The sequence below is a fragment of the Pseudomonas sp. BF-R-01 genome (assembly GCF_019946615.1).
Classification (GTDB): Bacteria; Pseudomonadota; Gammaproteobacteria; order Pseudomonadales; family Pseudomonadaceae; genus Aquipseudomonas; species Aquipseudomonas migulae.
In genome coordinates this window covers 93,699-116,079 of the sequence record NZ_JAGYFX010000007.1, presented here as the reverse complement: position 1 = coordinate 116,079, position 22,381 = coordinate 93,699, and the positions used below count along the sequence as shown (strand labels likewise).

The window sequence follows — 22,381 nt, the reverse complement described above, 5'->3', positions numbered from 1 at the left end:
CCCCCCCTTCCCGCCACCCTTCCTGCCGACAATGACTTCGCTCATACAGGAATCGCCTCTGCCCAGGTGCCGATGGCGACCACGCTGGAACCGACCAACATGTGACCGTAAACAACAGGCACGGGGAGGCCTTGCTGCGTGGAGTTGAACGCGCCGTTGAACAGGTAGCTGGGTTTGTTTTCGGTGCTGGATTGTTCTTGCTGGCTTGGGGCTTTTGGTACCGGCGAAAGCATCTGCACGACGCCGCCAAGCGTCATTGCAATACCTACCGGCATCAGCGCCTGAAATCCGGGAATGAACGAAGCAACGATCAGAACTACGCCCAAGATCGTTTGAAATAGGCCACTGTTTTTGCTACCTGAGATGACCGGTACAACGCGAATCTCAGTCGCTCCGCTCATGGTCAAGCGATCCTCGCCGACGTTTTCTCGGTTGCGGAAAATCGCGTAACGCATGCCAAGGCGAGCCTGGTTGCGAATAAATTCTTCGAACCCGTCGACCGTATGCTTTAGGGCGTTGAAAGCTTCTTGTACTGAGCCGGTTTCGAGCAGGTAGTCCTTCTGCCGCCAGAACTTTTGGGCCAGGCTTCCAGAAAGCTTAATGGTGGCCATAGACCGACGACTGACTACATCGCTCATACTTTTCTCCGGGCAATAAAAAACCGCCCGGAGGCGGTTTGTTTGTTCTGCCCTGACTACAGGCAGCGATGAAGTGACTCGGTAACCTTGCTGCGACCGACCTGCTGCCAGGCCATTCGCTGATAAAGCTTAACTGTGCTTCCATTCGCGGATCGCTTGATGTCGAGGACATCATTCGTCTGACCGTTCATATCGCTACCAGAGACGAGTCGATATCCGTCTACTGTTTCACTCATCGTGGCCGTCGACTGGTACTCCTGCCATTCCGGGTAGATGCAGAGCGCGACTGATTTCGGGTCCTTGCTTGTTTCTTTTGACACCGACGGCTCGCCTTTGAGCAAGTCACCAGGGGTTGTGCACCCTGCAAGCGCGATCAGTGCCAGGGTGATTAGAGTTCTTCGCATGCTGAGCCTCCATGGGTTTTGGCGACTCTACCAGTGAAGATGCGCAGAAAGACAGGACCTACCCGCGATAGCGCATGATGTGGGTCGTGCACTCACGGTAGGCGCGACCGTAGACTTCTTTGCAGCTCAGGCGGCCGTAAAGGTGATGCAGCAGAACATCACCCTCCAGCCAGATCGCGCCATGGCACGGTGTGGGGCTACCGATCGCCATGACGATCAGATCACCCTGCTCTGGCGTATCGACCGGGACAAAACCAGTCTTGGCGAAGTTATCGACATACAGGTTCTCGCCGTTGTGCCACCAATCATCCTTGCGATGAAAATCCGGCAAAATGATGCCGAGCTCTTGCCGATAGTAGTCACGGACCAGGGTGTAGCAGTCGATCGCGCCGTGGACGAACACACGTCCTTCCAACGGCATCTCACCGGCGGCCGGCATCTCATGCCAGGTTGCGGCGCCACCCTTCAGTCCGACAATCCACCACTTCATCCGGCTGGCCGCATGGCTCGCCAAATCGTGCAGGCTGGGTTCCGGCCCGCAATCTGGGTGCGAGTGCACAATGGCCACGATGTCACCCAGATCCTCGGCGGCGGCGTAGTCTTCCGGGTGCAGGATAAAATGATCAGGCTCTTCTGACTGGTTTCGGCACGGGATGTAGCGTGGCTTGCCGCGCACGGCGACGACCAAGCCGACAGCCTCGCGCGGATACTCGGTGCGAGCATGCACCTCGGCATCATCCCGGCATTTATTCAGCAGTTTGGTCATGGTCAAAGCCTCGGTACGCGTGCGATCCCGGGGAAGCCGCCAAACGGCAACTCGCCATATTCGCCAAAGCGCTTCTTGCAACCGGTCATGGTTCGGCTGCATTGGTCCTTGGCTGGGTCGTTGGTGGGGTTGTTGGCATAGTCCGCCACAGGGCCGCCGGCGTAGCCACACTCGCCTGAGCGGTACGCCCAAAGACAAGTTCCGGCCACCACTTGGCGCCGCGGCAACTTCACACCTTGCAGGTCGAGCGGCGAGCCAAGCTCGAACTCGATGGCGGCCGGCGTTTCGTTGACCTTGCGTGTGATAAACCACGTTTCGATCGGATACTCTTGAGCCGCATCAGCCGTTGGGTTTCCGCTAGCAAAGTTCACCGCGTCCAGGTACTTGACCAGCGTGCGGCGGCGCTTCAGCTTGATCCCTAGCAGGTCATCGTATTGCCTGCACAGCGCCGACACCGCACCGCCGAAGTTGCCGAGCTGAAGCTTTGGGCGGGCCGGAGACCCTTGGCTTGGCGTTCCAAACTCCACCGCCTGAAGCGGCCACGGGGTGTAAGTATTGCCCTGCCACACCACCGAACCCCGTGTTTCGTTGACGCCCGAGTGGAAGCGCAGCGTCTGGTCAGGAAGGATCAGCTCGAAGCCTTCCCAGATCGACATGCCTGTTGCCAGTGAAAGCTGACCTTGAAGAGTGGTCATTCGTAAACCTCCTCAAAGGTCGCGGACAGGCCATCAACGCCGAGGGCGATGTTGGTGCGCACCCACTCACGGCAAACAAAAACCCCGATCAATTGACCGGGGTGCGTGTAGTTGAAGGATTCGATTGAGCCTCTAGCGCCAAGAAAGGCGTCGATGACATCAATCTCCGCCTTGGCCCGCTTAAACATCAGCGAATACTTGCGTGGCTGTCGGTTGATTCCGGCTCCTTGCCGCTGCTCGTATCCGTCGCCGAACTTGATGACCTTGACGGTTGGGGTGATGGTTTTGGAGGCGTCATATGTTGCCCGCCATGTGAATGCCAGCATGCTGCCTCCTTAAGCGAGTTGCCCACCATTACGGCGTGCGGTTGCGATTTCCTGACGGCATACGACTTTGATGGCTTCGGCCAGACGCGCCGGATCAGGTGAGGTGCCGCCACCTTCGGAAGCGTCAACCGTAACGCTGACGTTGACCGTGCTGGAGCTGCCGCCGCCTCGAACACCGAGACGACCTTGAGAGTCGCGAGCCAGCGGTACGATCGCCTCCTCACCGGCCTCGCCCATCACGCCGGTTTTGCCATTGGCCATACCGAACGCAGTTGGCTTGCTGACAATGCTGTTGGTGAATGCGCCGCCATCAGCGAACATCTGCACGCCGCTAGACCAGGCGCCACCTTTGGCTTGCGGGAAGTAGGTCGAGGAGTAACCAGCCTGAGTAGAGCCAGCCGAAGTAGCGCCTCCACCGAAGTAGGAGCTCGCCGCGTTGGCAGCCAGACCGAACAACCCACTGAGCGCCGACGAACTTGCCTGCCGCGTTGCGATACGCGCCATGTCAGCAAGAACCGACTTGGCGAAGTCAGCAAACGACAGCTTCCCGGTCATGGCGAAGTTGACGACTGCGTCTTCCATTGAGCTGAAGGCATTGGTGAACAGGCTCTTCGTCTGCCCGGCAATGTCTTTCGCCGATTCCAGGTAGTTTTGCCATGCTGACGACGCGCCGGCGCTCCAGTCACCCTGGGCCGCCGTCATGTCGTCATAATTGGCCTGAACCGTGTTGTGCAGATCCTGTTGCGTGGCCTTCAGCGCTTTCAGCTTCTGGTTGTACTCGTCAAGACTCATGCCGCGCGAGCCATCACCATACTGATTGGCCAGGTCAAGCTTTTGCTGATTGATGCGGTCGTCGATACCGTTCTGCTGATCCGTCAGTCCACGTTGTCGATCGCCTTGATCAAGTCCAGAGGCCGCCCGCAATCCTTGCTGCCGAAGTGTCTCAACCTGTTGCTGAAGAGCGCTGGTGTAGGTATTGACCGCCAGAGTCTGCTTGCGCAGCCGACCTTCTTCATTGGTCGCGATGATTGCCAGTTCGCTGTCGCTATCCTGTTGCGCCTTGACCATGGCGGAACGTGCATCCGAGATCTTTTGATCAATCTGGATGACCTGCGCCGCTGTTGTGCCTTTCTTGGCCTTGGCTTCTTCGAGGGCATCGATTTCAGACTGGTAGCTCTGAGCAACTTCGCTGGCTTGCTGTTTCAACAGGCTGACGCGCTGCTCGGTGTAGCTGGCCTGAGAGATAACACCAGCGCGCTGTGACGCTTCGAGTTCTTTGTCCGCATTTTTGTAATAGGCCAGAGTTTCGGCCAGTACGTTTTTCGCGTTGTTGAACCCGGTCAGGTCAACGCTGCCCGCGGCAGCCTTCGGGTCCTTGAACTTGTCGTTGAGGTTCGCCATGTTCTTGGCGACTGCTGCAGGATCAAGCCGAGAATCCTTCGGATCGACCTTGCGGATATCGTCCAGACTTTTCTTGTAGTCCTTGATCGCCTCGGCGCGTTTCTGCTCGTTGGTCAGCGATGACTTCGTCAGCGCGTCGACTTTCGACATCGCTGTTACCGCATCGCGCTGTGCTTTGGCCTGCTCGCCATCGTACTTCGCGATATCGGCCGCAGCAGCCTTCTGGTCCTCCAGCATGTTGAGCTGGTCTTGGTAGTACTCCACCATGACCTGCTTGTCCTGGAACAACCCAACGCTTCCCGCTTTCGCGTTATCCAGGCTACGTTGCGCGAAGAAGATATCGAGATCCAAATTGGCTCGGCCAATATCTTTAAGCCTGTCCGCCGCGCGCGCTACCGCGTTGTAACCCTTCTCCCAGAAGCTGAGATTTTCGAGAATTTTCGGCGTGCGCTCATTGATAGCGTCCGCATACTGCTCAGTAGCAAGCTTCACTGCTCCCGCGTGATCGCCCTGCTTCTCCAGCGCAGCGATCTGCGAGTAAACCGAGGCGGTCAGGTAATGGTACTGCTCGTTCAAAGCAGCGGAAGCCTTGACCGGGTCATCAGCCAGCTTCGAAAACTCAGCGACCGTTGCGCTGACAGCTTTACCGGTCGCTTCCTCCATAGACACCGCCGCCTGGGTGATGTCTGCAAAGCTTTCGCCGGCGATCTTCCCGTTACCGGCCAACAGAGCCAACACTTCGGCCGCTTGGCCAGTGCTGCCAACGGTGGCGCTCACCTGCCGAGCCATAAGGCCAAGTTGATCAGCGCTTACACCGGCGAAATTTCCGGTAAGTACGAGCGATTTGTTGTAAGCGTCCTGCTCTTCGCTGCCCTTATAGTAGGCAAACCCCAGCGCAGCAACTGCGGCTGTTACCAAAGCGATCGGGGCAAGCACGGCCAGCAGGCCAGCGGCGGAAGCGCCGGCACCTGCACCCAACTGAGCGACAGCACGAACGCCACTGCCCCAGTCGCCCGACGACAGAGCATTGCCCAATTGGACGACGTTTTCCTGCGCCTGACGAGTGCCGAGTTTCAGCTTATCGAAACCGGTGGCGGTTTTTTCGAGCTTGGCGTAATCCTTGTCGATCTTGCCCAGCGCCGAGTTGTACTGGTCCTGACTGATGCGTCCGGCATCGAGGTGCTTGCCCAGCTGTTCGACTTGAGTGTCCAGCTTGGAGATTGCAGCCTTGGCCGGATCAATAGCACCGAGCAGGCTGTTCAGCGCCTTCTGCTCATCCAGTGTCGACTTGGCCAGTGCGATTTGTTGCTTATCGAGCTGGGCGGTAATTTGGGAGAATTCCGCCTCACCGTAAGCTCCAGTCTGGGTGAGTTTCGCCAGGCTTTCGCGCTGCTTGGCAAGTTCCTGCGTGGAGGTCGCGCCTTTCGACAGCGACTTCTCCAGCGCCTCCATCTCTTTCATCAGGCCGACGGCAGACTGCTCTGCCCGCTCGCCGGACTTGGTCAGCTTGTCGAGATCGGTCGCAGCCTGAGCAGCATCGGCGGAGTCGACCTTGATGCCGAGTTCTGCAATGTTCATCGACTCACCTTGAATAAGTGCCCGTGATTACGGGCTGTTGTCGCGTGCGTCGGCCATTACCGCGATGGCTTCCGACTCCATGACACGGATGTCCTGGAACACGCGCGAGCGGTCCTTTGCAGGGATGCCGACGAGTTTCATCACTTCTGGCAGTACACCGTAATCGAGACCGGTCGCGCCGCATGCGCCTGTACGCCACTGGGTCCACATCGAATCCATGACGAGGAAGGATTTCCAGTTGTCCGGCCAGACTTCGAATGTGTCATCGACGTCCGACGGAGAAAGGCCAAACACTGAAAGAACGCCCTCCGCAGCCACCGGCTCGTACAGTGCGCGTGCGGCGTCGGTCAGTTTCCCAAGCGAGCCTTCCCAAAGGCTTCGCTATAGGTCTTCACAACCGAATCTGAAACACCGATACAGCTCTTCACCAGAGCGGTGATTGATTCGTCGTTGAGTTCATCGTCGAACCCCCAAGCCACAACCAGATCCTTTACTTGATCAGCGCCCTGCTCAACTTCCGCTGCGGTTACGTCTGCAAGGGTTGGCTGCGTGCCCTTGAATCGCTCGCCGATGGCTTCCGCCTTTACTTTCCAGGAATCAAACAGCTCAGCCAGCGCTGTACGGTCGCGGTACTTGAACGTAAACGGCACCATGGCTGGATTGCCGCCTACCTGCGGGATGGCCACATCGACAGTGAACGTCGGTTTCGGCGCGATGGAAAACTTTGCCATGTGGATTCCTTACGACAGGTAGCGAGTAGGTGCGGCCTGCAAGGCCAGGGAGACGGTGCGAGTCAGAAGATTGTTGCGGGAGACCGCAGGCTGAAGCGAGAACGAGGTGTAGGCGCCGTAATACAGCTTGTCTGTGCCAGGTAGGTTCAGACGGGCGGCCTGCATAGACTTCGCAGCATCGGCGGCTGTAACGACGGCCACATACGGAAGAGTCGGGTCATCGGCGACAGTCAGCACCATGCTGGCGGCGGATTTGTCGGTAGGCAGTTGGCGGCCTTGCTGGTCTTCAAGGAAGACGATGTCAGCGTAGTTCTGCTCGCCGCCGGAGAAGGCCACATCGGTGATCTGCGGGATTTGCGCCCAGGTCAGAACCTTCGTCAACGTGCCCACGCCAGAGCCAGCCGGGAAGATTTGGGTGCTGGTGGTGTCGATTGCTTCCAAGGTAATCGCGGTCGCGGTCGCAGTCTTAACGCGAACCACCTTGCCATTGAGTGGGGTCCAGCCAGAGGCGATCTGCACGATATCACCGGTCACCAGCGTGGCGCCGACAACGGTGCAGATGGCTTCGGAGGCGTTGGAGATGGCAGAGAAAGGGAGCGCTGCAGCGTAGGTAGCGGCATGCTCGAACGTCGCGCCATTCGGGAGTTTGTAGCCCATGGGGTTTTCCTCTTTGCAGAAATGACAAAACCCGCTCAATGGCGGGTTCTGGGTTTGCCCAACGGGCGAATTTTCGGTGTTGCTATCCGACGTTCATGTTGCTTCGGTACTCATCGAGCGGGATACCAGACTTTGAACCGACGACTGCACCGGCGAGCCCGCATTCTGGACAGCACGCGTGCTTGCCCTCATACCACCGGGTGATGTCAGTCGGGATCAGCCACAGTCCACAACCAGTGCAAAGGCACTGGTCACTGGCATCGATTTCCGCTCGATTATCCCAGCAATGGTTGTCTACCATCTCGCCCAAGACCTGCAATCGCTGCTTTCTGCTTTCATCCATCGTGAACACCCTTTCATCATTTCTCAGGGGATTCTACCTGCGTCGATCAGTTGGTGTCGGCTCGGTAAAGGAGCGACACGGGTACGGTGAAGGTTGTGTCGTCTGGGATGCCAGGGCCTTGATCAACTGGGCTCATGGTCACCACCGTCAGCGCCTCCTTCGTGTTCCGCTCGTACAGCGGAAACAAGACTGCGATCTGGTCGGCCAGCGCGCCGGCAGCACTACGATATTTGCCCGATGGCGTCACTATGCTGACCTGAAACACGCCGGTGTACAGCTTGTGGTCGCCGCCCAGCGTGTTGCTCGCAGTGTCGGCCGGCAGCGTGAACGCCTTCAGGTAGGTTTCGCCATCGACCGGCTTGTAGGCCTCGTTCTCGACAACGACCTTCAGAGGTACGGACAGCGTTTTCGCCCAGGCGATAAGCTTTTTCTCGTAGATCGAGGCGATGATGTTGTGGCTCATATCTGGTTGTTCCTGATGGCCTCCTGCACGATCTGCTGAAAGCTGGCCACGGTGATCCGGACCATCCCGCCGGGCGCCTGTGTCGAATGACCGAACTCGAGTGGGATCGCATACGGCAGGTTGTTGATGAGGTACGCAGTCTGTCCTGCGGTGAAGTCGCTGACCGCGGAGACCAGTGCAGCGATGGTCTCCTGCCCGCCCGGGTCAACTTCGTCAAACATGACGTTCTCGACGACATCAATTGAAAGGTGCCAGTTCGCCCGAAACCGCCCGCCTACGTAACCGTCAGGCGCACGGACGTCCATGCCGTCGTTCAGCTTGCGCCCGGGTTTGAGCCGGCCAGCCTTTGTCAGATTGTCCGGATCGTTGCGCAGGTCGCTGTTGTGATCGTCCACGGCTTTGTTGTACTGGCTGGCCACTGCGTTCTGCGCCCAGATCTCGGGATTGCCCACTGGAGACATGCGGATGACGCTGCTACCGACCTCGATGATGATCTCGCGCAAACTGGCGTCGATGGCTTCGGTGGCCTGGGCAGCGAATTCGGCGAGGCTCAACGCGAAGCTGCCGGACTGGCCGGAGCCGGCGCGGCTCATGACCGCACCTGCAGCTCGTACAGGATCGGAGTACCCGCGGGGTTGATCTCTTTCAGTGGAGGGACGATTGACCAGGTACGGCCTTGAACGATGACCTTGTTTAGTAGCCCAGGCACCCACGCCAACCCCTGCGCGGCGATCTTGAGCTTCTTGTCGCCCTGCTTGATGAGGCTGTTGTTCTGGAATTCTTGACCGGTGAAGTCGATCAGCATGCCTTGGGCGGTTTGCTCGATCACGGTATCGGGTGGCGCGGTCCCGGCTTCGGGGTCGTACTCACCGACGGTAATTGCCCGGATGATCACAGGCTGGCCGAACTCTGTGATCATCTCCAGAGCCAACGCGGCCATTTCGTCGTAGAAGGCCATGGTGGCTCCAGATGTGAAAAGCCCAGCACAAGGCTAGGCTTTCGAAATAGGTGCAGAGGGCCGGCACTGATCTCCGGCTTGGGGTCGACGTAGCGCGCTCGCCCCGCTTATAGCTACGGTAGCTGCGCATCAGCCTGCGCATTCATCTGCATAAAAATTATGCCCGAACTGCGAACAGCCCGCGTTTCTGAAGGTAGTCAGCAAACTGCGTGGCGCTCGGACGATCCGGCGCCGCCGGCAACAGTCGGTTACTGGTGTTCGGTATCGTCGCGTACTCGCGAGTCACCGCACCTTCAACCCGCTCCAGCGTCACCGCGCCTTTGCGCTTCTCTGGTGGGTCAATGTCGTCAGCATGAATCTCGGCGGCTAGGGCCATCTGGCCGTACTGGATGCGCGCCGGCAGGTAGTTATCAGGCTTGATCTGGTAGTCCAGCTCAACACCCCGACGCGGCCAGGCTAAAGCCTGATCGCTGTCCGTCTTGCGCCCCTTCCAGGTCATGCCATCCATCGCCAAGGCGGACCGGCGAAGCAGTGCCTCTTGTGCTGGCTCTTCCACAGGGATGGTCACACCAAACTTGCCGGCGTACATGACCAGGTCCGCGGCGCTCGCGTAGCTTTCGGCGTCTGGCTTGCCGGTGCCGTCCTCGATGATGAGTGTCATGGGTCAACTCGCTGGAATGAGTTTTGAATGATTGGCTGCCGGGTAACCGACAGCCAGCAGTATCACGCCTTAGGCAGATCTGCCACGAGCTTTTCCAAGGACTCTTTCGAGGCGTTGGCCCGGTAAGTCACGCCAGTCGCGTCGAGTTTAGCCTTCAAGGCTTCGACTTCTACACCTTCGCCCGCCTTCAGCTCAGCAAGCTCATTGCGCAGCGACTCGTTTTCCGCGGCAAGGTCGTCGCGCGCACCGGCCATCTCAACCATTTGCAGGCGAATACCGTCGAGTGCGTGAAACAGCCGAATTGCGAGCTCGCCGGCTTCCGGCTTTTCAATCTCGCCGGCGTCGAGGCCGTCGATCACAGCTCGGACCGTATTGCTTTCGATCTGCAGCTTGCCGATCAGCGCTTCCAGTTCAGCCTGGTTCTCCCCGGCATCAACAACCAGCACCCGGCGCGACTCAGCTTCAATCGCCGTCACTTCGACGCCGACACTCTCGTAGGCTTCAACCACCTTCGGCCACACGCCCACGACGACAACACCGGTCACGCCCGCTTCTGGTCGGTCGAAGTGTTCCGGGTTGCGATAGCGCTTGTCTGGATCAAAGCCGGAGCTTTGAGTGGAATAGATGAGTTCCATGGAAATCTCCGTAGCGGCCATCTCTGGCCGCTGTCTAGATGAGCCTTAAGGCGTGGTCGTCAGGGTGATCATCACGCCCGCGGTGACCTTGTTGCTGTCGGAGTGCTTGACCCAGTTCGCCGCCGAACCAACGGCAGCCAGGGTTGGGTTTGCGCCGCCGACGGCGTCTTTCCAGCTGTAACCCAGAACGTCGATGTTGACGGTTCCCTCGGCGCGATAGCCGATACCGAGGTTTTCTTCGTCGTCCACGTTGTACGAGCGGAAGCCAGGGGCCTGGGACTCGGTGATCACCACGGCATTCGGCAGCAGGCCGAAGATCACATCCGCTGGAGCGGTGTCGGTCACCAGTACTGGCTTGCCGAGGGTGCCCGGCAGGCCGCCGTAAATCACGACGCCGGCTTCTTCATAGACCTTGTTGGCAATTGCCTCGTCGACGATGTCGAAGTAAGCGCTGGAGTGCATGACCCACAGAGCAATGCGGCCGAACTTGTCGCCGAACTTGCGCATACCGCGGGTCAGCGTCTTCTTGCCGTCAGTTTCGATGTTGGCCGTGACCACCATCCCGGCGTTGGAGCTGATAGCAGCACGCAGCGCTGCGGTGGCGTACTGGATGAAGCCTTCCAGGGTAGCGTCGGCCACATCGGCGCCGATGATCTGGGAGAACTCATCGACTGGACGACCGCGGCGCTTGAACGCCTCTTCGGTGGTCTGGTACGGGCCGTACTTCCACGGAGCCTTGACGCCCACGGCTTCGCCGGCGCCGATCTTCTTGGCGGTTACCTTGCCGACGGAGTTGACGTCGCGGTGCTCAAGCGAGCCGCCGATCTTGTAGAAAGAGCGCTTGCGGAAGTCGCCTTCGATCAGTTCGTTGTCGAGAACGATCGCCCCGTTGGACGAAGCGTTGAAGACGTCGAGGTTGTCCTGGACACGCTCCAGGTATGCGGTTTGCGCCTCATCGTTGTAGATGATCAGGTCGCTATTAACGGTTGTAGCCATGGGTGCATCCCCTTACTTGGGCAATTGCAGATATGCGGTTTGGCCGTGCTTGCGCTGGAAGTCGCGCTTTTGCTCGGAGGTCATTTCGGAGCGTTTCGGCGTGGCCTGACCATTCACCCGCTCCAGGGCATTTGTTCCTGTAGCCCTGGGCCACAAGTGAGGCGCGCTTTCGCGCAGTGATTCCGCCCATTCGAGCGGGGTCAGAGGGGTTTTTCCGTCTTTGCCAAGGATGGTCTGGCCAGACTCATCGACGGCGACGGCTTCGCCCTCTTCATTCAGTGAAAACACGCCCTTGGCGCGCAGGATGATGTCGTCGGTTGCTTCAGGTAGTGCACCAGCCTTCAGGGCTGCACCACGCACCGAATCACCCAGGACTTTGCCCTGGAACTTTGCAGCGAAGGCTTCGGCCTTCTCAGCGCGGCCGGTGACAGCCTTCAGTTGCTTGTCGTAGTCACCGCGCAGGCGCTCCGTGCGGCGGTTGAATACTTCGTCCACCTTGCCCTCGGTCAGCAGTTTGGTTTCTTCATCCTGCCCAGCCCGACTCAGCAGCCCTTTGACGGCGTCGATGTCGATGCCTTCAAACTGGGTTTCAAACTGGGTGAGCTTGCCGGAGGTCTCCTTCAGCTTGCCCAGTAGCTCCGAGTTCTTGGTTTTCAGACCAGAAACGGATGCTTCAACGGCAGTCGCGATAGCGGCCTTGATTGCTGGGTTTTCCAGGTCGATTTCGTTTTCTTCTGCCACAGTGATTGCACCCCTTGGGTTTGATTTGCCCGCTTTTCAGGCATAAAAAAACCCCGGCATTTGCCGAGGTTTTTGGGTATCCGGATATTTCTAATTTCTGCTTTTTTGCTCTTGCATTGCTTTCCACTCCCGCAACTGGCTCGACAGGTCGATATCATGAGAACCGAGAGTAGTGAACACCGTCATTTTTGCATTAGAAAAATCGCCTTCATGCCTACTATTGAAGTATTCGCAAACCTCCATAGCACGTCGGTGTTCTAGCCTGATGTCCAAAGTTTCTCCATAGTTCAGCTCAAGAGGAAAACCTTTACCGGCAGGGCCTGCGTAATAAATTCTATGGCCTGACTCACCCGGCGTCGCCCATATTTTTGCACCTTTTATCCTTGACGGCCGATTGCCAGCAGACACAATCTCGACCACCACGTCCCTTGCGCCATAAATTGCGGTGGCATCATCCGCTGTCATCAATTGGCAGTTGAGAACCAATCGCTCTGCATTATCCTTGCGTTGCTGATCGGCAAGTAAAATTGCGGTCACTACAGCCACTAATGCTCCGATTCCAGATACCCACTCTCCAACAGATCCGAGATCGAGTACGTAGCGATCCGCTGTTTCAGGGTTCATGTGAATTGCAAAAAAGAAACCAGCAAAGCCGCCAGCAACTGTTCCCAAAATGGCTATGAGCGCAGTCCATCCCCTTGCCATGGAACATCCCCTCCCTCGTTAAATTGAATGAGGCTTATAACAACCCTGCTCGCTCAAAAGCCAGTGGTTCTAGCACTTTCATCTGCACCAAGGTAAGCGGCGAAAAATTACGATCAAGCTGCAACTCAGTAAAGCGCTCAACACTCAAGCCACCCTCGCGAAAAAGCTTTGCCCGTACCGGCCCGATCGCCACATTCTGAAACGACACCGGCTGTTGCTGAAGCCAGTGGTAATAGTCGAGGCTTGCACTTACCTGCCCCGCCCCACCGACGCCCACCGCTGCTCGCGTAGCACCTTTGGCGAACATCTCGCTGAATTTGGTCAGCAGCACGAACGTGGTTCGGCAATTCGGATGAAAAGGAGGCCTCGGCCCGGAATCAACCGGGAACCTAAGCTTATCCATCGAGCGACATTGCTGGCTGGTCTTGCTGTCGAGCGTGGCGACCATTTCAACTTCGGAAACGATATCCGTGTTGGCCTTGGCCACCTCCATGCGCGCCTGGGAGGCCACATGCTGAATCGCGGTGTGCACCACGGTGCTGGCGTTGCGATTGGTCGTTGCCAGGACGCCGTCTTTGTACCCCGCCGCCTTGGTCCCGCGAATGTTGCGGATGACCTGGAAGTTCGTCTGCCCCTCGAAGAAGCCCTGTCGAATGGTGTCGGTAACTCGTTCGCGCTCGGCGGTGGTCCAACCCTTGATGAATGACTTCAGCAGCTTCCCGCCGCCGGTACCGCGCACGCTGAGAGGGTTCGTCAGCACGGCCGCCCGGATGGCCGCAGCCGTCGGCGCCACAACATCGAGCGACACGCCGACCGGCGCAGACCGGGCCAAGCTCGTCGCCTCAAACTCAGCTTCGTAGTTGGCAATGTCGATCAGGTCGAGGTTCAGTTGCACGCTGTAGCGGTCGAAGATGCCCAGCAGCAGGCTGTCGACTTCCTTCAACAGCGCTTCCAGGCGCTTGGCGTTGTACTCGGTCAGGTCCGACTGGGTGAGCCGGTCGCGGATCGAGCGGTCGATCTCCTTGAGGAAGGGAGCGAATTTACCAACCTCCCCCGCCTTCAACTTTTCGAGGAAGACTGCATGCCGAATCGTGGCGTCAAGGATTGCTTGGTTTGCCGCCATTTGTTGTTACCTCATCATCCAGGTCGAGGCCATCGTCCTGCTCTTGCAGCTCGCCATCGATCTGCTGGTCTGTTCGCTCTGGGGCAATCAAGCCGAGCTTGCGCAAATAGGCCCGTAGGTCAGCCTTCGCAAACCCGCCGTTCTGCCACAAGCCAACCAAGGCCGTGATCATCTGCGGATCAGCCGACAGCTCGACGAATTCCTGATTGACCTGGTAAGCAACCTTGTCGGTGATGCCCATGTAAAGGCCGCACCACATGATCGCCCGGGAGTAGGCCTCACTGACGTTGGCCACACAGCCCGCGAGGACCGAAGTCGATGCAGATTGATCGCCGCGGGACTCAGTAGCCGTTTTGGCAGCGAGCGAAGCAACGACCATTCGGGCACCCAGCTCGATCATCATCTGGTTCTTGTCGTTCATCGCCTCCCTGACCAAGGTGTTTGGCAGAGGTTGCGCGTACCCGAACTGACCACCAGCCGGCAGCATCATCGGCGCCCGAGATCCAACGTAAACGCCGTTTTTCTCCATCCAGTCGCGCCATTGCTCATCTAAACCGGAAATCCACGGCTGGGCCTGGCCACACCAGAAGACGCTGTCTTCGTAGTCGGCACTGTTCCGGTAATGGCCCAGATTGATCATTGCTATGTCGTAAAGCGGCGACTCGTCGATTGTCGGATCGTTATTCTGCGCACCCACAAAGGTGAACGGGATCTCTTTGAGTCGACCGGCAACACCGGATGGCTCAAAGGTGCTGATGACTTCAAGGGGGCCTCCACCCCTCGGCCCCGAGCGACGCCAAACTCGGCAGATAAAGCCTTCTGACTCGAGGGAAAGCTCACGGAACTGCTCAATCACCTTGTAGCCGAACCCATCTTCAACTTCGGGCATTTCACGCAGTACGACTAGGGTCAGCACGTTGTGACCGTTCACCATGCCGGTACGCCAGTTGATGATGTCCTCGGCGCAGTAAGTCAGGATCACTGAGTGACCACCGGCGCCTTCATCCTGATGGTAATCGACGTATAGTCCGTGACGTCCAGCCTCAAGCACCTTTTCCAGCGTGCCTTGGGAGTGCTGATAGATGCTCACTCCGGAGCCGTTGGCATTGTCCTGCAAGTACTCCAACTTCTTCGGCACGGTAAGCGTCGGGTCTTTGTGGAAGGCCAGACCCAGCAAGCCATTGCGTGTGTGGCCGGTGGCATTCTTGAACACGGCCCGCTCGCGGTATGCCTTGTTGCGGTCGGTGTTTTCCGGCGATTTATCGTGAGCATTGATGTATGGCAGTCGGTCGACCACTCGGTGCTGGCCGGCGCAGACATCGCGAACAGTCGCCCAACGGTCCAACACTTCGATGTAATCCGCCCGCTTGAAGGAGACGTCGTTGCTCATCGGGCGTATCCCATTTTGATAGCGGTTACCGGCTTGATAATCGGGTACTCGCGGTGGATGAAATAACCGCCGCCATCGTTGGCGTGGTCGTTGCCCTGGCTCTTATCAGGCTCGCCATTGGGCGCCCAAATTTGCTGCTCAAGGCCGTCGGCATAAGTCGGGCATGTGAACGGGTTGACCAGATAACGCCGCTCACCCTGCGCGTTGCAGAACATGGCGTTCATGGCGTTGATCCGATCCTTGACTGGCGGGTTAGCCGCCGGCGCGATGACTGTGAAGCCCGCCTGCTTGAGCATGGCGATATCGGTGACGCTGGCGTTGACCGACTTGCGCGAATCACCAGAGGCGTCCGGGTAAATCCGGATCTCGCAGGTCTTCTTGTAGTCGTTGCCGGTGTGCTCCCAGTAGCGCTCCTTGATGCGGCGGATCATGTCCGGCGTGTCGTAGCCATCCATCAGCTCGTCGACTGCCCGAGGAAGACCCTGCTCACGTTTCACGTGGGTCACCGCGGCCATCTTGCCGACGTTGAAGTCCATGCCGATGAACAGGGGCTCACCCGGCTGCACGATGTCGAAGCACTGATTCAACTTGCGGTCGTAGGCGTGGTAGATCGATCCAGACGTCAGATTGACGAACTGGCCGTTGAGGTAAGCGAGGATCAGCTGGGGCGGATACGATTCCATGAGCGACTGAATGTAGTCGCCTGGAAGGTTCAGCTCGTTGTCGAACGTGCTGGCTTGCACCAAGCCGTACATATCGCCAAGCAATGGCTTGTCACGCACTTGCTTCAGGAACTGCTGGTAGACGAACTTGTAACCCTCAGGGGTAGTCGTCACGTCTACGCCGTTCCGCAGCCCCGGCGCGTTATAACGCATCCGCGCGATAATCTTCCGCCAGGCTTGCTGCGCTTTGAGCAGACTCATCACGTCCAGCTCATCGACCAGTGCGTGACCGATCTTGAAGCCTACGATCGTCTGCGGCTTCTCCATCGAACGGCAAATTACGGTGCCGCGATACTGCCGCCCGCTGTAGATGTGAACTTCGTGGTTCGACTGATTAATCTCGGTGCGCAGGCCCCAATCGTGCGCCACCTCTTCCATCGTTGGATAGAAGATGTCGCGGATTTGAGCGTACGTAGGAGCGAAGTAACCGGCGTTGATGCGCGGCCACTCCCAGAAGTGTTTGCCGAGAGCCGAGCAACCTACCCAGGTCTTTCCAGAGCCGAACCCAGCCACGAAGGCGCGAAACTTGTGAGGCAACGCAAGGAATTGAGCTTGCGGTATGTTAAGGCTCGGCATTCGGTCGCCTCGCGTCAGTCACCACCACCTCGATACGCTGCGGAGGTGGGCCGTCATCTTCGCCATCCAGTTCACGGCGCAGCTTCTCGTTCACGAGGCGCTTGTTCTCGACCTCAATGCGCTTGAGCTCGGTGTCGAGGTCGGCATGACCTAGCGGGGTGAACATGCCGAGGTGACGACCGATATCAACCAGTGCGCCCTTTTTGTCATGCAGCTTCACCTTCAGGCCGTCCCGACTCTGGGAAACCTCGGCAATAGCTGCCGCAGTGGAGTCGTCCACCTCGACAGAGTCGATCAGCGCCAAACCGTGGTACGGGACTAGGTCACCACCGTCTCCTTCGCCATCAGCATCAACCTTGCGGACTTGCGTCTCCCCCCAGCGGACGACCTTACGGATGTCGCTGAAGCCGATCTTTGCCAGCTCCCTCAGCACCATGTCCTGGGTGATCTCAGTACGGGCCGACCTTGACTGCATGCGCTTTTCGAGCGCTGCCTTGATGTCAAGTTTTGACAAGTTCTGATCTGCTATCTGACGGGCAGTCTTTTTGCTGTACCCCGCTCGAATAGCAGCTTGCGTGGCATTCAGGTCTATCAGGTACTCGTCGACGAAGCGCTGCTGTTTTGCTGTCAGCGCCATAGGGATTCCTTGAGACTTTGGTGCCTCGTTTCGAGCGAAATTTAAAAGTGTGACGACGTGATTTACGAGCCAATGATGGCAACTGGCTCACAATAAGTTGATGCGCAGGCTCACATCCTGCTTCAATTACGAGCTTTTTTCCAAGGAAGACCCGAAATGAAAAGATTCATAGCCCTACTTGCATCTGCCTGCGTCCTCACCGGCTGTTCAGATGACTCCGCCAAGAACGAACTAAAACAAATTCTTGAGTGTTCTATGGCTGCCAAGCTAGTCGGGCAGACGGCGAAAATCGACATAATTTCTAATCATGCAAATTTGGTGGCAGCCAAAAGCGGTTACGAGCCAACGCTTGCTGAAGGCAAGCAGATGCATGATGAGATAAAGGCAAAGTGGAACCTCAAATCATTGTCGCGGCATGACCAAGACCAGCTATTGGTTGGAGTCTACAACTCAAAATTATGTCGCTCCCTTCACCAGGGCGACCCACTCTCCGTGGAAGATGTTCCGCCTGATGCATAAGCGCATATCTTTAAAATCTGACTAAAGCAAACCGGCCCGGTAGGCGCGCTCGATTGCCTCCCAGTCCGGTTGCTTGGTTGTCATGGGCTCACTCTGACGCTTGAAATAGTGGCGGGTTGCCGGTATTGGTGAGGATCAATCAATGCAAGGAGCAACAAATGGCCTCACTTCTAGAAACAGTCCACTCCGCCGGCAAGTTCGTTGGCACCCCAGCGGTATCTCGGCCTTATGCTGTAGCCGCTGCGCTAGAAGTTATTGCGGGGCTGGCTGCGAGCGGCAATCCGTCGGTCAACCTCAACCATGAGTTTGAGCAACTTTCGACTTATGCCGATCAAATTGAGGCGGCTCTGAAAGTCAAAGCCGAGTAACCCCCCGTGCCGCAATCACCCGCGGCACACCTACCCTTCCCCGCCATCCAGCAGCACATCGATCAGCTTCTGCTCACCGAGGCGCATCGCGCCCAAGCACTGCAGGTCGTCGCACTTAGGCCCCAACCCGAACACGGTGACCTCGCCTTTTGGACCGATCAGGGTCAGGACACCAACAGAACAAGCCGGATGATCGCCCGCATCGAGATCGCCAGCAATCTTGCGCAGGGTCTTGGCGGCGTCTCGCCAGTCTTCGCGCTTGAACTCCAGCAACTTCGCGGCCATTCATTTCTCCTTGGAGGGATCGGCCTCGCTTAATAAGCCGACGCACTTTTGGGAGCGGTACGCTTCATCAGTCCGCCAACTCATCGAGGATCGATGGTCTATGGTTAGGCGACTGATCAACTCATAGAGGAAATTCGATGATCGAGCGCATCACTGAGGGGTTGGTAGTGCAGGCTGCCAGGGAATGGGCAGCACGAAAGAATAAAAGCGATGCGACTGCTGTAGCAAATGCGCAGGAGACGATGGTTACGCTCAAGGTCAAGCTGAGCAAAGAGGAATACGACCAAGCATTGGTGAAGCTTTATCGCGAGTACGAGGATTCGTAACGCATGTGTGTTCAGCTCACCATGATGCTGGTCTGTCCGTGTACATGCCCGTGCAAGAGAGACACGACCAACCCTTGAGGCAGACCGGAGGCCTTGGCAGCGTCAATCGCTTTGGTGATGGCGCTATCCAAATCGGTGACGGCCTTGTTGATTTCCGGACTCATGGGTAGAGCGTGGCGCAGCCGAGAGACGTTGGTCATACCCTTCTCCAGTGTCGCGACACTATTTGCTAATTCGCGAAACGTGTCGCGGATTACTCAGGCTTGCGGCTCGGCAACTTGAAGTCGGTCACCCGATCAGCGATGGAGCGGATCTTCTCCACACCCAGGAAGCCAACCCAGCCACCGGCAAAGGTGGCCATACTCTGGGGCAGACCGAAGAAATCCAGACCACTGATGATCGTCAGTGTCAGGCCTCCGCAGATCGCACCCTCCACCAACATCTGACGTCGAGTGCCGCCACCGTATGTGATTCGAAGCACAGCCATGGCACAGGACAGTCCAGCGGCGAATAGGATCGGCGAGTGCTGGCTCAACCACGCAAGCGCTATCGCCCAGGTGTCTGGTTTGTCTGGCATGTTTGGCATCCGGATGTCCCTCCCTTTCGGGGAGCGAAGTTGATCCGGCTCCAGCAGCACTCCCAGCTCGGAGCAATGGGTGTGGTGGAGCCGAAAACGAAAAGGCCCCGATCAATGTCGAGGCCCTGAATAGATTTGCGTGTCTTCCCACGGTGCCAGCCAAAGATCCTCGCAGCGTCGATGCCCTATTGCAGGGCCATGCATGCCTAGGCCTTTCCTGACGAGCCACCATTCTGAGATCATAATGGGAACACCAGAGAAGACCATTTGCATTTAAGGGTATGGAATGAAGCAGAATGTTTTTGTACTAGGGATTTTGGCATTTGCCATCTCCGGTTGCTCCAGCAAGGAAGACGACTTCGCAGAGATAGTTAAATGCAATTTATCCGCAGAAAAACTTAATCAATCGCAAGCGATGTATGAAATCAACATCTCAGCTCACAAATTCTCTGAAGACTCCGGCTATGTGCCAAAGCCTGAAGATGCTGTGCGGATGGGGCTTAAGATTCGGGAAGATCTCGACCTTGATAAGCTCAACGCTACTAAGACTGAAGAGCTTATGCTGAAGATCTACAACTCCTCAGCTTGCAAGAAAATGCACAAGCAACCAGAACTAGAAAGCTGACCGTCAGACATGAAATTAAAAACCCGGCTCAATGGCCGGGTTCTCACATACAGATGACTTACCAAGTACCAGTCCCGCAAGGGTTCTCTTTCGACGCATAAGGCTTGGTCAACTTGCTGAGTCCTTTGGTTGGAATCGAACTGGTCAAGCCCTCAGCCTTCAACTCAATTGTTTTTGCCTTCCGCATTGCAGCCCAAAACGCAGGAAAGTTTCCGGAACAGGCGTTGCACTCAACGTAAAACGGATTGCTGTACTCGACACCGTCAACGATAACGTCGAAACCGCCTTTATCGTTGTGCGAGTAGAACTCCTTGCCCGAAATAGTTGCCGAGCCGCTTACCGGGCTCATCTCGTCATTTTCGTCACAGGCGAAGTTGAGGTAACTCTTTGCCTCATCGCCAGCAAAAAACTCAGTCTTCCCTTGGCCCCAGCCAGTTTGCCATTCATTGGTTGCGGCTGTTGCTGAAGCACAAGCCAAAGAAAGCAAAATCGCAAATGCAGCTCTGTTCATACCCATATCCCTATTATGCTCGGCTGGCCAAATGATGCCAAAGCGATATTACACGGATATCCGGGGAAAATTTAATTCCGCAAACGAAAAACCCGGCTCAGTGGCCGGGCTTCTATGTGTCAATCCCTAACGCGCAAGATCGACAGGATGGGCAAATATTCTCTCACTTTCTCACTCATTGCAATGGCTATTTGCTACGCCGCGCAACTTTCGATCAAGCCCTCTGTATCCAGCAGTTCTTGAGCCGCTGTGAGCGCTTCATTTACCTGGTCGTCCAGCGCCTTGCGGATGTTCGAGCGCCACCGATAACGGGTCGATTCCGGCTTGCCGTCGTTGTCCCAATTGGTGATGTCGTACCACGCTGCAGGTAGGACTGCGGCGGAACGCTTGCCCTCTGCGCCAGCCACTTGCGGGATTGCCCAGGTCAGCACCGCGCATTCACGGAAGCGTTGCGGCGCTGGCGACTGTGCAGTCTTGATCAGCTCGAGGATCGCCCCATGCTTGCGCTCGTCATGCGTGGAGTACTTCGCGACCAGTGCCCGCCAGTGCACGGCAGACAGTGACTTGTGCAGCCGGCCGAACACCCAGCAATCAGTCAGGAATGCAGCCTCCTTGCCGACGATCTCCCCCTTCTGCTTGGCGCACTGCACCTTCGGCTCGAAGTCGCAGCCGCCGGCGGAGTTGATGGTTTCGGCGGCGAGCGCCCGAACAACTGCGGATACCACGTTGCGATAGGTCATGCTGCTCTCCCCTTCAGCTCTCTTGTCTTTGCCCGGTATTCGGCGGTCATCGCCTTCAGCTCTTCGATGGTGTACTTCTTGGGCTCATGCGGACCTTCCAGCCACTCCACCGCCTCAGCACCGATCCGCCTCACCAGCTCGATGCGGTAGTTCACGATGTTCCCGGACAGCCGGGTGTTGCACGGCGAACACTGGCGGTGACAGTTCAGTGGCTCGAAGCGTAAAGCCGGATTACTCCCGACTGTTCGGTAGTGGCCTGCGTCGTACTTGCCTTGGTGATGGCGACCACAGCTGATGCACGGCAAATTGGCATCCCGCTCGCGCACCCAAGCGTTGAAAGCCTGCTGTGTGTCTTTGAGGTGGTCCGCTCTGCTCTTCAACTTCTCCTTGCGGACCTGGATCTCCTTGCGGCCGATCTGGGCCAAAGACTTGCGCGCCTTCTCCTGATTTACATCCTTGATGGCCAGGCCGCACTTTGGACTGCACACCGCCTGACCCAGGCGTTGCGGTGGAAAGCTGGCGCCGCATGCAGGGTTCTTGCACTTCTTCGGTCGTGGTTGCTTGGCAATCATGCAGCCTCCTTGCTGAGCAGATCGGTAAAAACCACACCATGACCGGTGAAGTAAGCGGCGATGCGGTCGGTGTAGCTCACACCTTGGGCGCGATTGAACAGGCTGGTCACCGGGAAGCCGTCAGGGCCGAACAGCTTGTGCTCCCCCATGAGGGCCAACTTCTCCTCATATGGCAGATGGCGCATGACCCGGTACCAAGCCGCCTGGAAACCTGCATCCTCGTTCAGCAGGATCTGCACACCGAAATGCAGCTTGCAGTAACGACGGGCGTCGGCCGCGTCGCCGATCTGCGTCATCTCAGAGATGCGCTTGTACATCCCGAACCACAGGGAGTTCTGATCGAGTGTGCGGTCCTTGCCTGGGCGCAGGGAGACCACCACGAACTTCTTGTCGCGGTACATGGCGGTCAGGCTGGTGATGGCCTCAGTGAGTTTGGCCTGGCAGTTCACGCTGATCTTGTCCGTCATAGGAACCCCGCGCAGTCTTCAAGCAGCCCTTGTTTGTCCTCGGCCAGTTTGTCGCGCTCCTTGCGCAGCGCCTCGTTCTCGGTGATCAACTCCAGCAGCACTTCCTCAACGGTCTTCTTGCCCAGGAACTCGCCGAGTGCTTCCGAGCTTCTCTGCCATGACTCACAATTCAGGCTCCAGGCGGCGACTTCGGACCAAAGCAGCTTTTTCAGTTCGCTGTAATCGCTCATGACGTCAGCGCCATT

General features: G+C 57.5%; 33 protein-coding genes. 4 read left to right on the top strand and 29 right to left on the bottom strand.

Annotated elements, in window-relative coordinates; all coding sequences use genetic code 11:
* Window positions 1-41: 41 nt before the first annotated feature.
* The 21 genes from KGB27_RS05385 to KGB27_RS05285 all read right to left on the bottom strand — a co-directional run bounded on the left by KGB27_RS05385 (window position 42) and on the right by KGB27_RS05285 (window position 17,146).
* A complete protein-coding gene (locus tag KGB27_RS05385; RefSeq protein WP_223553470.1) occupies window positions 42-638 on the bottom strand; it encodes a tail assembly protein in 597 nt (198 codons plus the stop codon).
* A 56-nt stretch (window positions 639-694) separates the two neighbouring features.
* The gene (locus KGB27_RS05380; RefSeq protein WP_223553467.1) at window positions 695-1,042 is read right to left on the bottom strand and encodes a hypothetical protein; all 348 of its coding nucleotides are present in this window, start codon (window positions 1,040-1,042) and stop codon (window positions 695-697) included.
* A 58-nt stretch (window positions 1,043-1,100) separates the two neighbouring features.
* Entirely contained in the window at window positions 1,101-1,808 is a 708-nt protein-coding gene (locus KGB27_RS05375; RefSeq protein WP_223553464.1) for a C40 family peptidase, read from the bottom strand.
* 2 nt (window positions 1,809-1,810) lie between these two features.
* Window positions 1,811-2,503 (bottom strand): phage minor tail protein L, encoded by a 693-nt coding sequence (locus KGB27_RS05370; protein WP_223553461.1) that lies wholly within the window; start codon window positions 2,501-2,503, stop codon window positions 1,811-1,813.
* A complete protein-coding gene (locus KGB27_RS05365; protein ID WP_223553459.1) occupies window positions 2,500-2,829 on the bottom strand; it encodes a phage tail protein in 330 nt (109 codons plus the stop codon). Before KGB27_RS05365 ends, KGB27_RS05370 begins: the two co-directional genes overlap by 4 nt.
* A 9-nt stretch (window positions 2,830-2,838) precedes the next feature.
* Window positions 2,839-5,808: a phage tail tape measure protein gene (locus KGB27_RS05360; protein ID WP_223553457.1), complete on the bottom strand. Its 2,970-nt coding sequence runs from the start codon at window positions 5,806-5,808 to the stop codon at window positions 2,839-2,841.
* 27 nt (window positions 5,809-5,835) lie between these two features.
* Window positions 5,836-6,102, bottom strand: a complete 267-nt coding sequence (locus KGB27_RS05355) for a DUF1799 domain-containing protein (RefSeq protein ID WP_223553454.1) — start codon at window positions 6,100-6,102, stop codon at window positions 5,836-5,838.
* 53 nt (window positions 6,103-6,155) lie between these two features.
* On the bottom strand, window positions 6,156-6,539 hold the full coding sequence (locus KGB27_RS05350) for a phage tail assembly chaperone (protein ID WP_223553453.1): 384 nt from the start codon (window positions 6,537-6,539) through the stop codon (window positions 6,156-6,158).
* Window positions 6,540-6,548: 9 nt separating this feature from the next.
* Window positions 6,549-7,196: a phage tail protein gene (locus KGB27_RS05345; protein ID WP_223553452.1), complete on the bottom strand. Its 648-nt coding sequence runs from the start codon at window positions 7,194-7,196 to the stop codon at window positions 6,549-6,551.
* A 389-nt stretch (window positions 7,197-7,585) separates the two neighbouring features.
* The gene (locus KGB27_RS05340; RefSeq protein ID WP_223553451.1) at window positions 7,586-8,002 is read right to left on the bottom strand and encodes a phage tail terminator-like protein; all 417 of its coding nucleotides are present in this window, start codon (window positions 8,000-8,002) and stop codon (window positions 7,586-7,588) included.
* Complete coding sequence (locus KGB27_RS05335) at window positions 7,999-8,595, bottom strand: hypothetical protein (RefSeq protein ID WP_223553450.1); 597 nt, start codon at window positions 8,593-8,595, stop codon at window positions 7,999-8,001. The genes KGB27_RS05340 and KGB27_RS05335 overlap by 4 nt, the downstream gene beginning before the upstream one ends.
* On the bottom strand, window positions 8,592-8,960 hold the full coding sequence (locus KGB27_RS05330; RefSeq protein WP_223553448.1) for a hypothetical protein: 369 nt from the start codon (window positions 8,958-8,960) through the stop codon (window positions 8,592-8,594). Before KGB27_RS05330 ends, KGB27_RS05335 begins: the two co-directional genes overlap by 4 nt.
* 157 nt (window positions 8,961-9,117) lie before the next feature.
* A complete protein-coding gene (locus KGB27_RS05325; protein ID WP_223553446.1) occupies window positions 9,118-9,621 on the bottom strand; it encodes a DnaT-like ssDNA-binding protein in 504 nt (167 codons plus the stop codon).
* Window positions 9,622-9,683: 62 nt separating this feature from the next.
* A complete protein-coding gene (locus KGB27_RS05320) occupies window positions 9,684-10,256 on the bottom strand; it encodes a hypothetical protein (protein WP_223553444.1) in 573 nt (190 codons plus the stop codon).
* Window positions 10,257-10,301: 45 nt separating this feature from the next.
* Entirely contained in the window at window positions 10,302-11,252 is a 951-nt protein-coding gene (locus KGB27_RS05315) for a major capsid protein (protein ID WP_123368076.1), read from the bottom strand.
* 12 nt (window positions 11,253-11,264) lie between these two features.
* On the bottom strand, window positions 11,265-11,993 hold the full coding sequence (locus KGB27_RS05310; RefSeq protein ID WP_223553442.1) for a hypothetical protein: 729 nt from the start codon (window positions 11,991-11,993) through the stop codon (window positions 11,265-11,267).
* A 90-nt stretch (window positions 11,994-12,083) separates the two neighbouring features.
* The gene (locus KGB27_RS05305) at window positions 12,084-12,698 is read right to left on the bottom strand and encodes a hypothetical protein (protein ID WP_223553440.1); all 615 of its coding nucleotides are present in this window, start codon (window positions 12,696-12,698) and stop codon (window positions 12,084-12,086) included.
* A 34-nt stretch (window positions 12,699-12,732) separates the two neighbouring features.
* Window positions 12,733-13,821 (bottom strand): minor capsid protein, encoded by a 1,089-nt coding sequence (locus tag KGB27_RS05300; protein WP_223553437.1) that lies wholly within the window; start codon window positions 13,819-13,821, stop codon window positions 12,733-12,735.
* Window positions 13,796-15,211, bottom strand: a complete 1,416-nt coding sequence (locus KGB27_RS05295) for a DUF4055 domain-containing protein (RefSeq protein ID WP_223553435.1) — start codon at window positions 15,209-15,211, stop codon at window positions 13,796-13,798. The genes KGB27_RS05300 and KGB27_RS05295 overlap by 26 nt, the downstream gene beginning before the upstream one ends.
* Window positions 15,208-16,509, bottom strand: a complete 1,302-nt coding sequence (locus KGB27_RS05290; RefSeq protein WP_223553434.1) for a terminase large subunit domain-containing protein — start codon at window positions 16,507-16,509, stop codon at window positions 15,208-15,210. Before KGB27_RS05290 ends, KGB27_RS05295 begins: the two co-directional genes overlap by 4 nt.
* Complete coding sequence (locus KGB27_RS05285; protein ID WP_223553433.1) at window positions 16,496-17,146, bottom strand: terminase small subunit; 651 nt, start codon at window positions 17,144-17,146, stop codon at window positions 16,496-16,498. Before KGB27_RS05285 ends, KGB27_RS05290 begins: the two co-directional genes overlap by 14 nt.
* A gap of 156 nt (window positions 17,147-17,302) precedes the next feature.
* Between KGB27_RS05285 and KGB27_RS05280 the strand changes: the two genes are divergently transcribed.
* Both KGB27_RS05280 and KGB27_RS05275 read left to right on the top strand, forming a co-directional pair.
* Entirely contained in the window at window positions 17,303-17,665 is a 363-nt protein-coding gene (locus tag KGB27_RS05280) for a hypothetical protein (RefSeq protein ID WP_223553432.1), read from the top strand.
* A 158-nt stretch (window positions 17,666-17,823) separates the two neighbouring features.
* On the top strand, window positions 17,824-18,033 hold the full coding sequence (locus KGB27_RS05275; RefSeq protein WP_223553431.1) for a hypothetical protein: 210 nt from the start codon (window positions 17,824-17,826) through the stop codon (window positions 18,031-18,033).
* A gap of 30 nt (window positions 18,034-18,063) precedes the next feature.
* On the opposite strand, the gene KGB27_RS05270 is transcribed toward KGB27_RS05275, so the two are convergent.
* Window positions 18,064-18,318: a hypothetical protein gene (locus KGB27_RS05270; protein WP_223553430.1), complete on the bottom strand. Its 255-nt coding sequence runs from the start codon at window positions 18,316-18,318 to the stop codon at window positions 18,064-18,066.
* A gap of 137 nt (window positions 18,319-18,455) precedes the next feature.
* Between KGB27_RS05270 and KGB27_RS05265 the strand changes: the two genes are divergently transcribed.
* On the top strand, window positions 18,456-18,644 hold the full coding sequence (locus KGB27_RS05265) for a hypothetical protein (protein WP_223538775.1): 189 nt from the start codon (window positions 18,456-18,458) through the stop codon (window positions 18,642-18,644).
* Between the two features lie 11 nt (window positions 18,645-18,655).
* On the opposite strand, the gene KGB27_RS05260 is transcribed toward KGB27_RS05265, so the two are convergent.
* Both KGB27_RS05260 and KGB27_RS05255 read right to left on the bottom strand, forming a co-directional pair.
* A complete protein-coding gene (locus KGB27_RS05260) occupies window positions 18,656-18,844 on the bottom strand; it encodes a hypothetical protein (RefSeq protein WP_223538774.1) in 189 nt (62 codons plus the stop codon).
* Window positions 18,845-18,897: 53 nt separating this feature from the next.
* Entirely contained in the window at window positions 18,898-19,230 is a 333-nt protein-coding gene (locus KGB27_RS05255; protein WP_223538773.1) for a phage holin, lambda family, read from the bottom strand.
* Between the two features lie 277 nt (window positions 19,231-19,507).
* Between KGB27_RS05255 and KGB27_RS05250 the strand changes: the two genes are divergently transcribed.
* Window positions 19,508-19,846: a hypothetical protein gene (locus KGB27_RS05250; protein WP_223553429.1), complete on the top strand. Its 339-nt coding sequence runs from the start codon at window positions 19,508-19,510 to the stop codon at window positions 19,844-19,846.
* 58 nt (window positions 19,847-19,904) lie between these two features.
* On the opposite strand, the gene KGB27_RS05245 is transcribed toward KGB27_RS05250, so the two are convergent.
* From KGB27_RS05245 to KGB27_RS05225, 5 genes are all read right to left on the bottom strand, one after another.
* Window positions 19,905-20,357 carry a hypothetical protein gene (locus tag KGB27_RS05245; protein ID WP_223538771.1) on the bottom strand — a complete coding sequence of 151 codons (453 nt, stop codon included), beginning with the start codon at window positions 20,355-20,357 and terminating at the stop codon, window positions 19,905-19,907.
* A gap of 194 nt (window positions 20,358-20,551) precedes the next feature.
* Window positions 20,552-21,097, bottom strand: a complete 546-nt coding sequence (locus KGB27_RS05240; RefSeq protein WP_223538770.1) for a hypothetical protein — start codon at window positions 21,095-21,097, stop codon at window positions 20,552-20,554.
* Window positions 21,094-21,669 (bottom strand): recombination protein NinG, encoded by a 576-nt coding sequence (locus KGB27_RS05235; protein ID WP_223553427.1) that lies wholly within the window; start codon window positions 21,667-21,669, stop codon window positions 21,094-21,096. The genes KGB27_RS05240 and KGB27_RS05235 overlap by 4 nt, the downstream gene beginning before the upstream one ends.
* A complete protein-coding gene (locus KGB27_RS05230) occupies window positions 21,666-22,136 on the bottom strand; it encodes a hypothetical protein (protein WP_223553425.1) in 471 nt (156 codons plus the stop codon). The genes KGB27_RS05235 and KGB27_RS05230 overlap by 4 nt, the downstream gene beginning before the upstream one ends.
* Window positions 22,133-22,366 (bottom strand): hypothetical protein, encoded by a 234-nt coding sequence (locus tag KGB27_RS05225; RefSeq protein ID WP_192416173.1) that lies wholly within the window; start codon window positions 22,364-22,366, stop codon window positions 22,133-22,135. Before KGB27_RS05225 ends, KGB27_RS05230 begins: the two co-directional genes overlap by 4 nt.
* Window positions 22,367-22,381 lie beyond the last annotated feature (15 nt).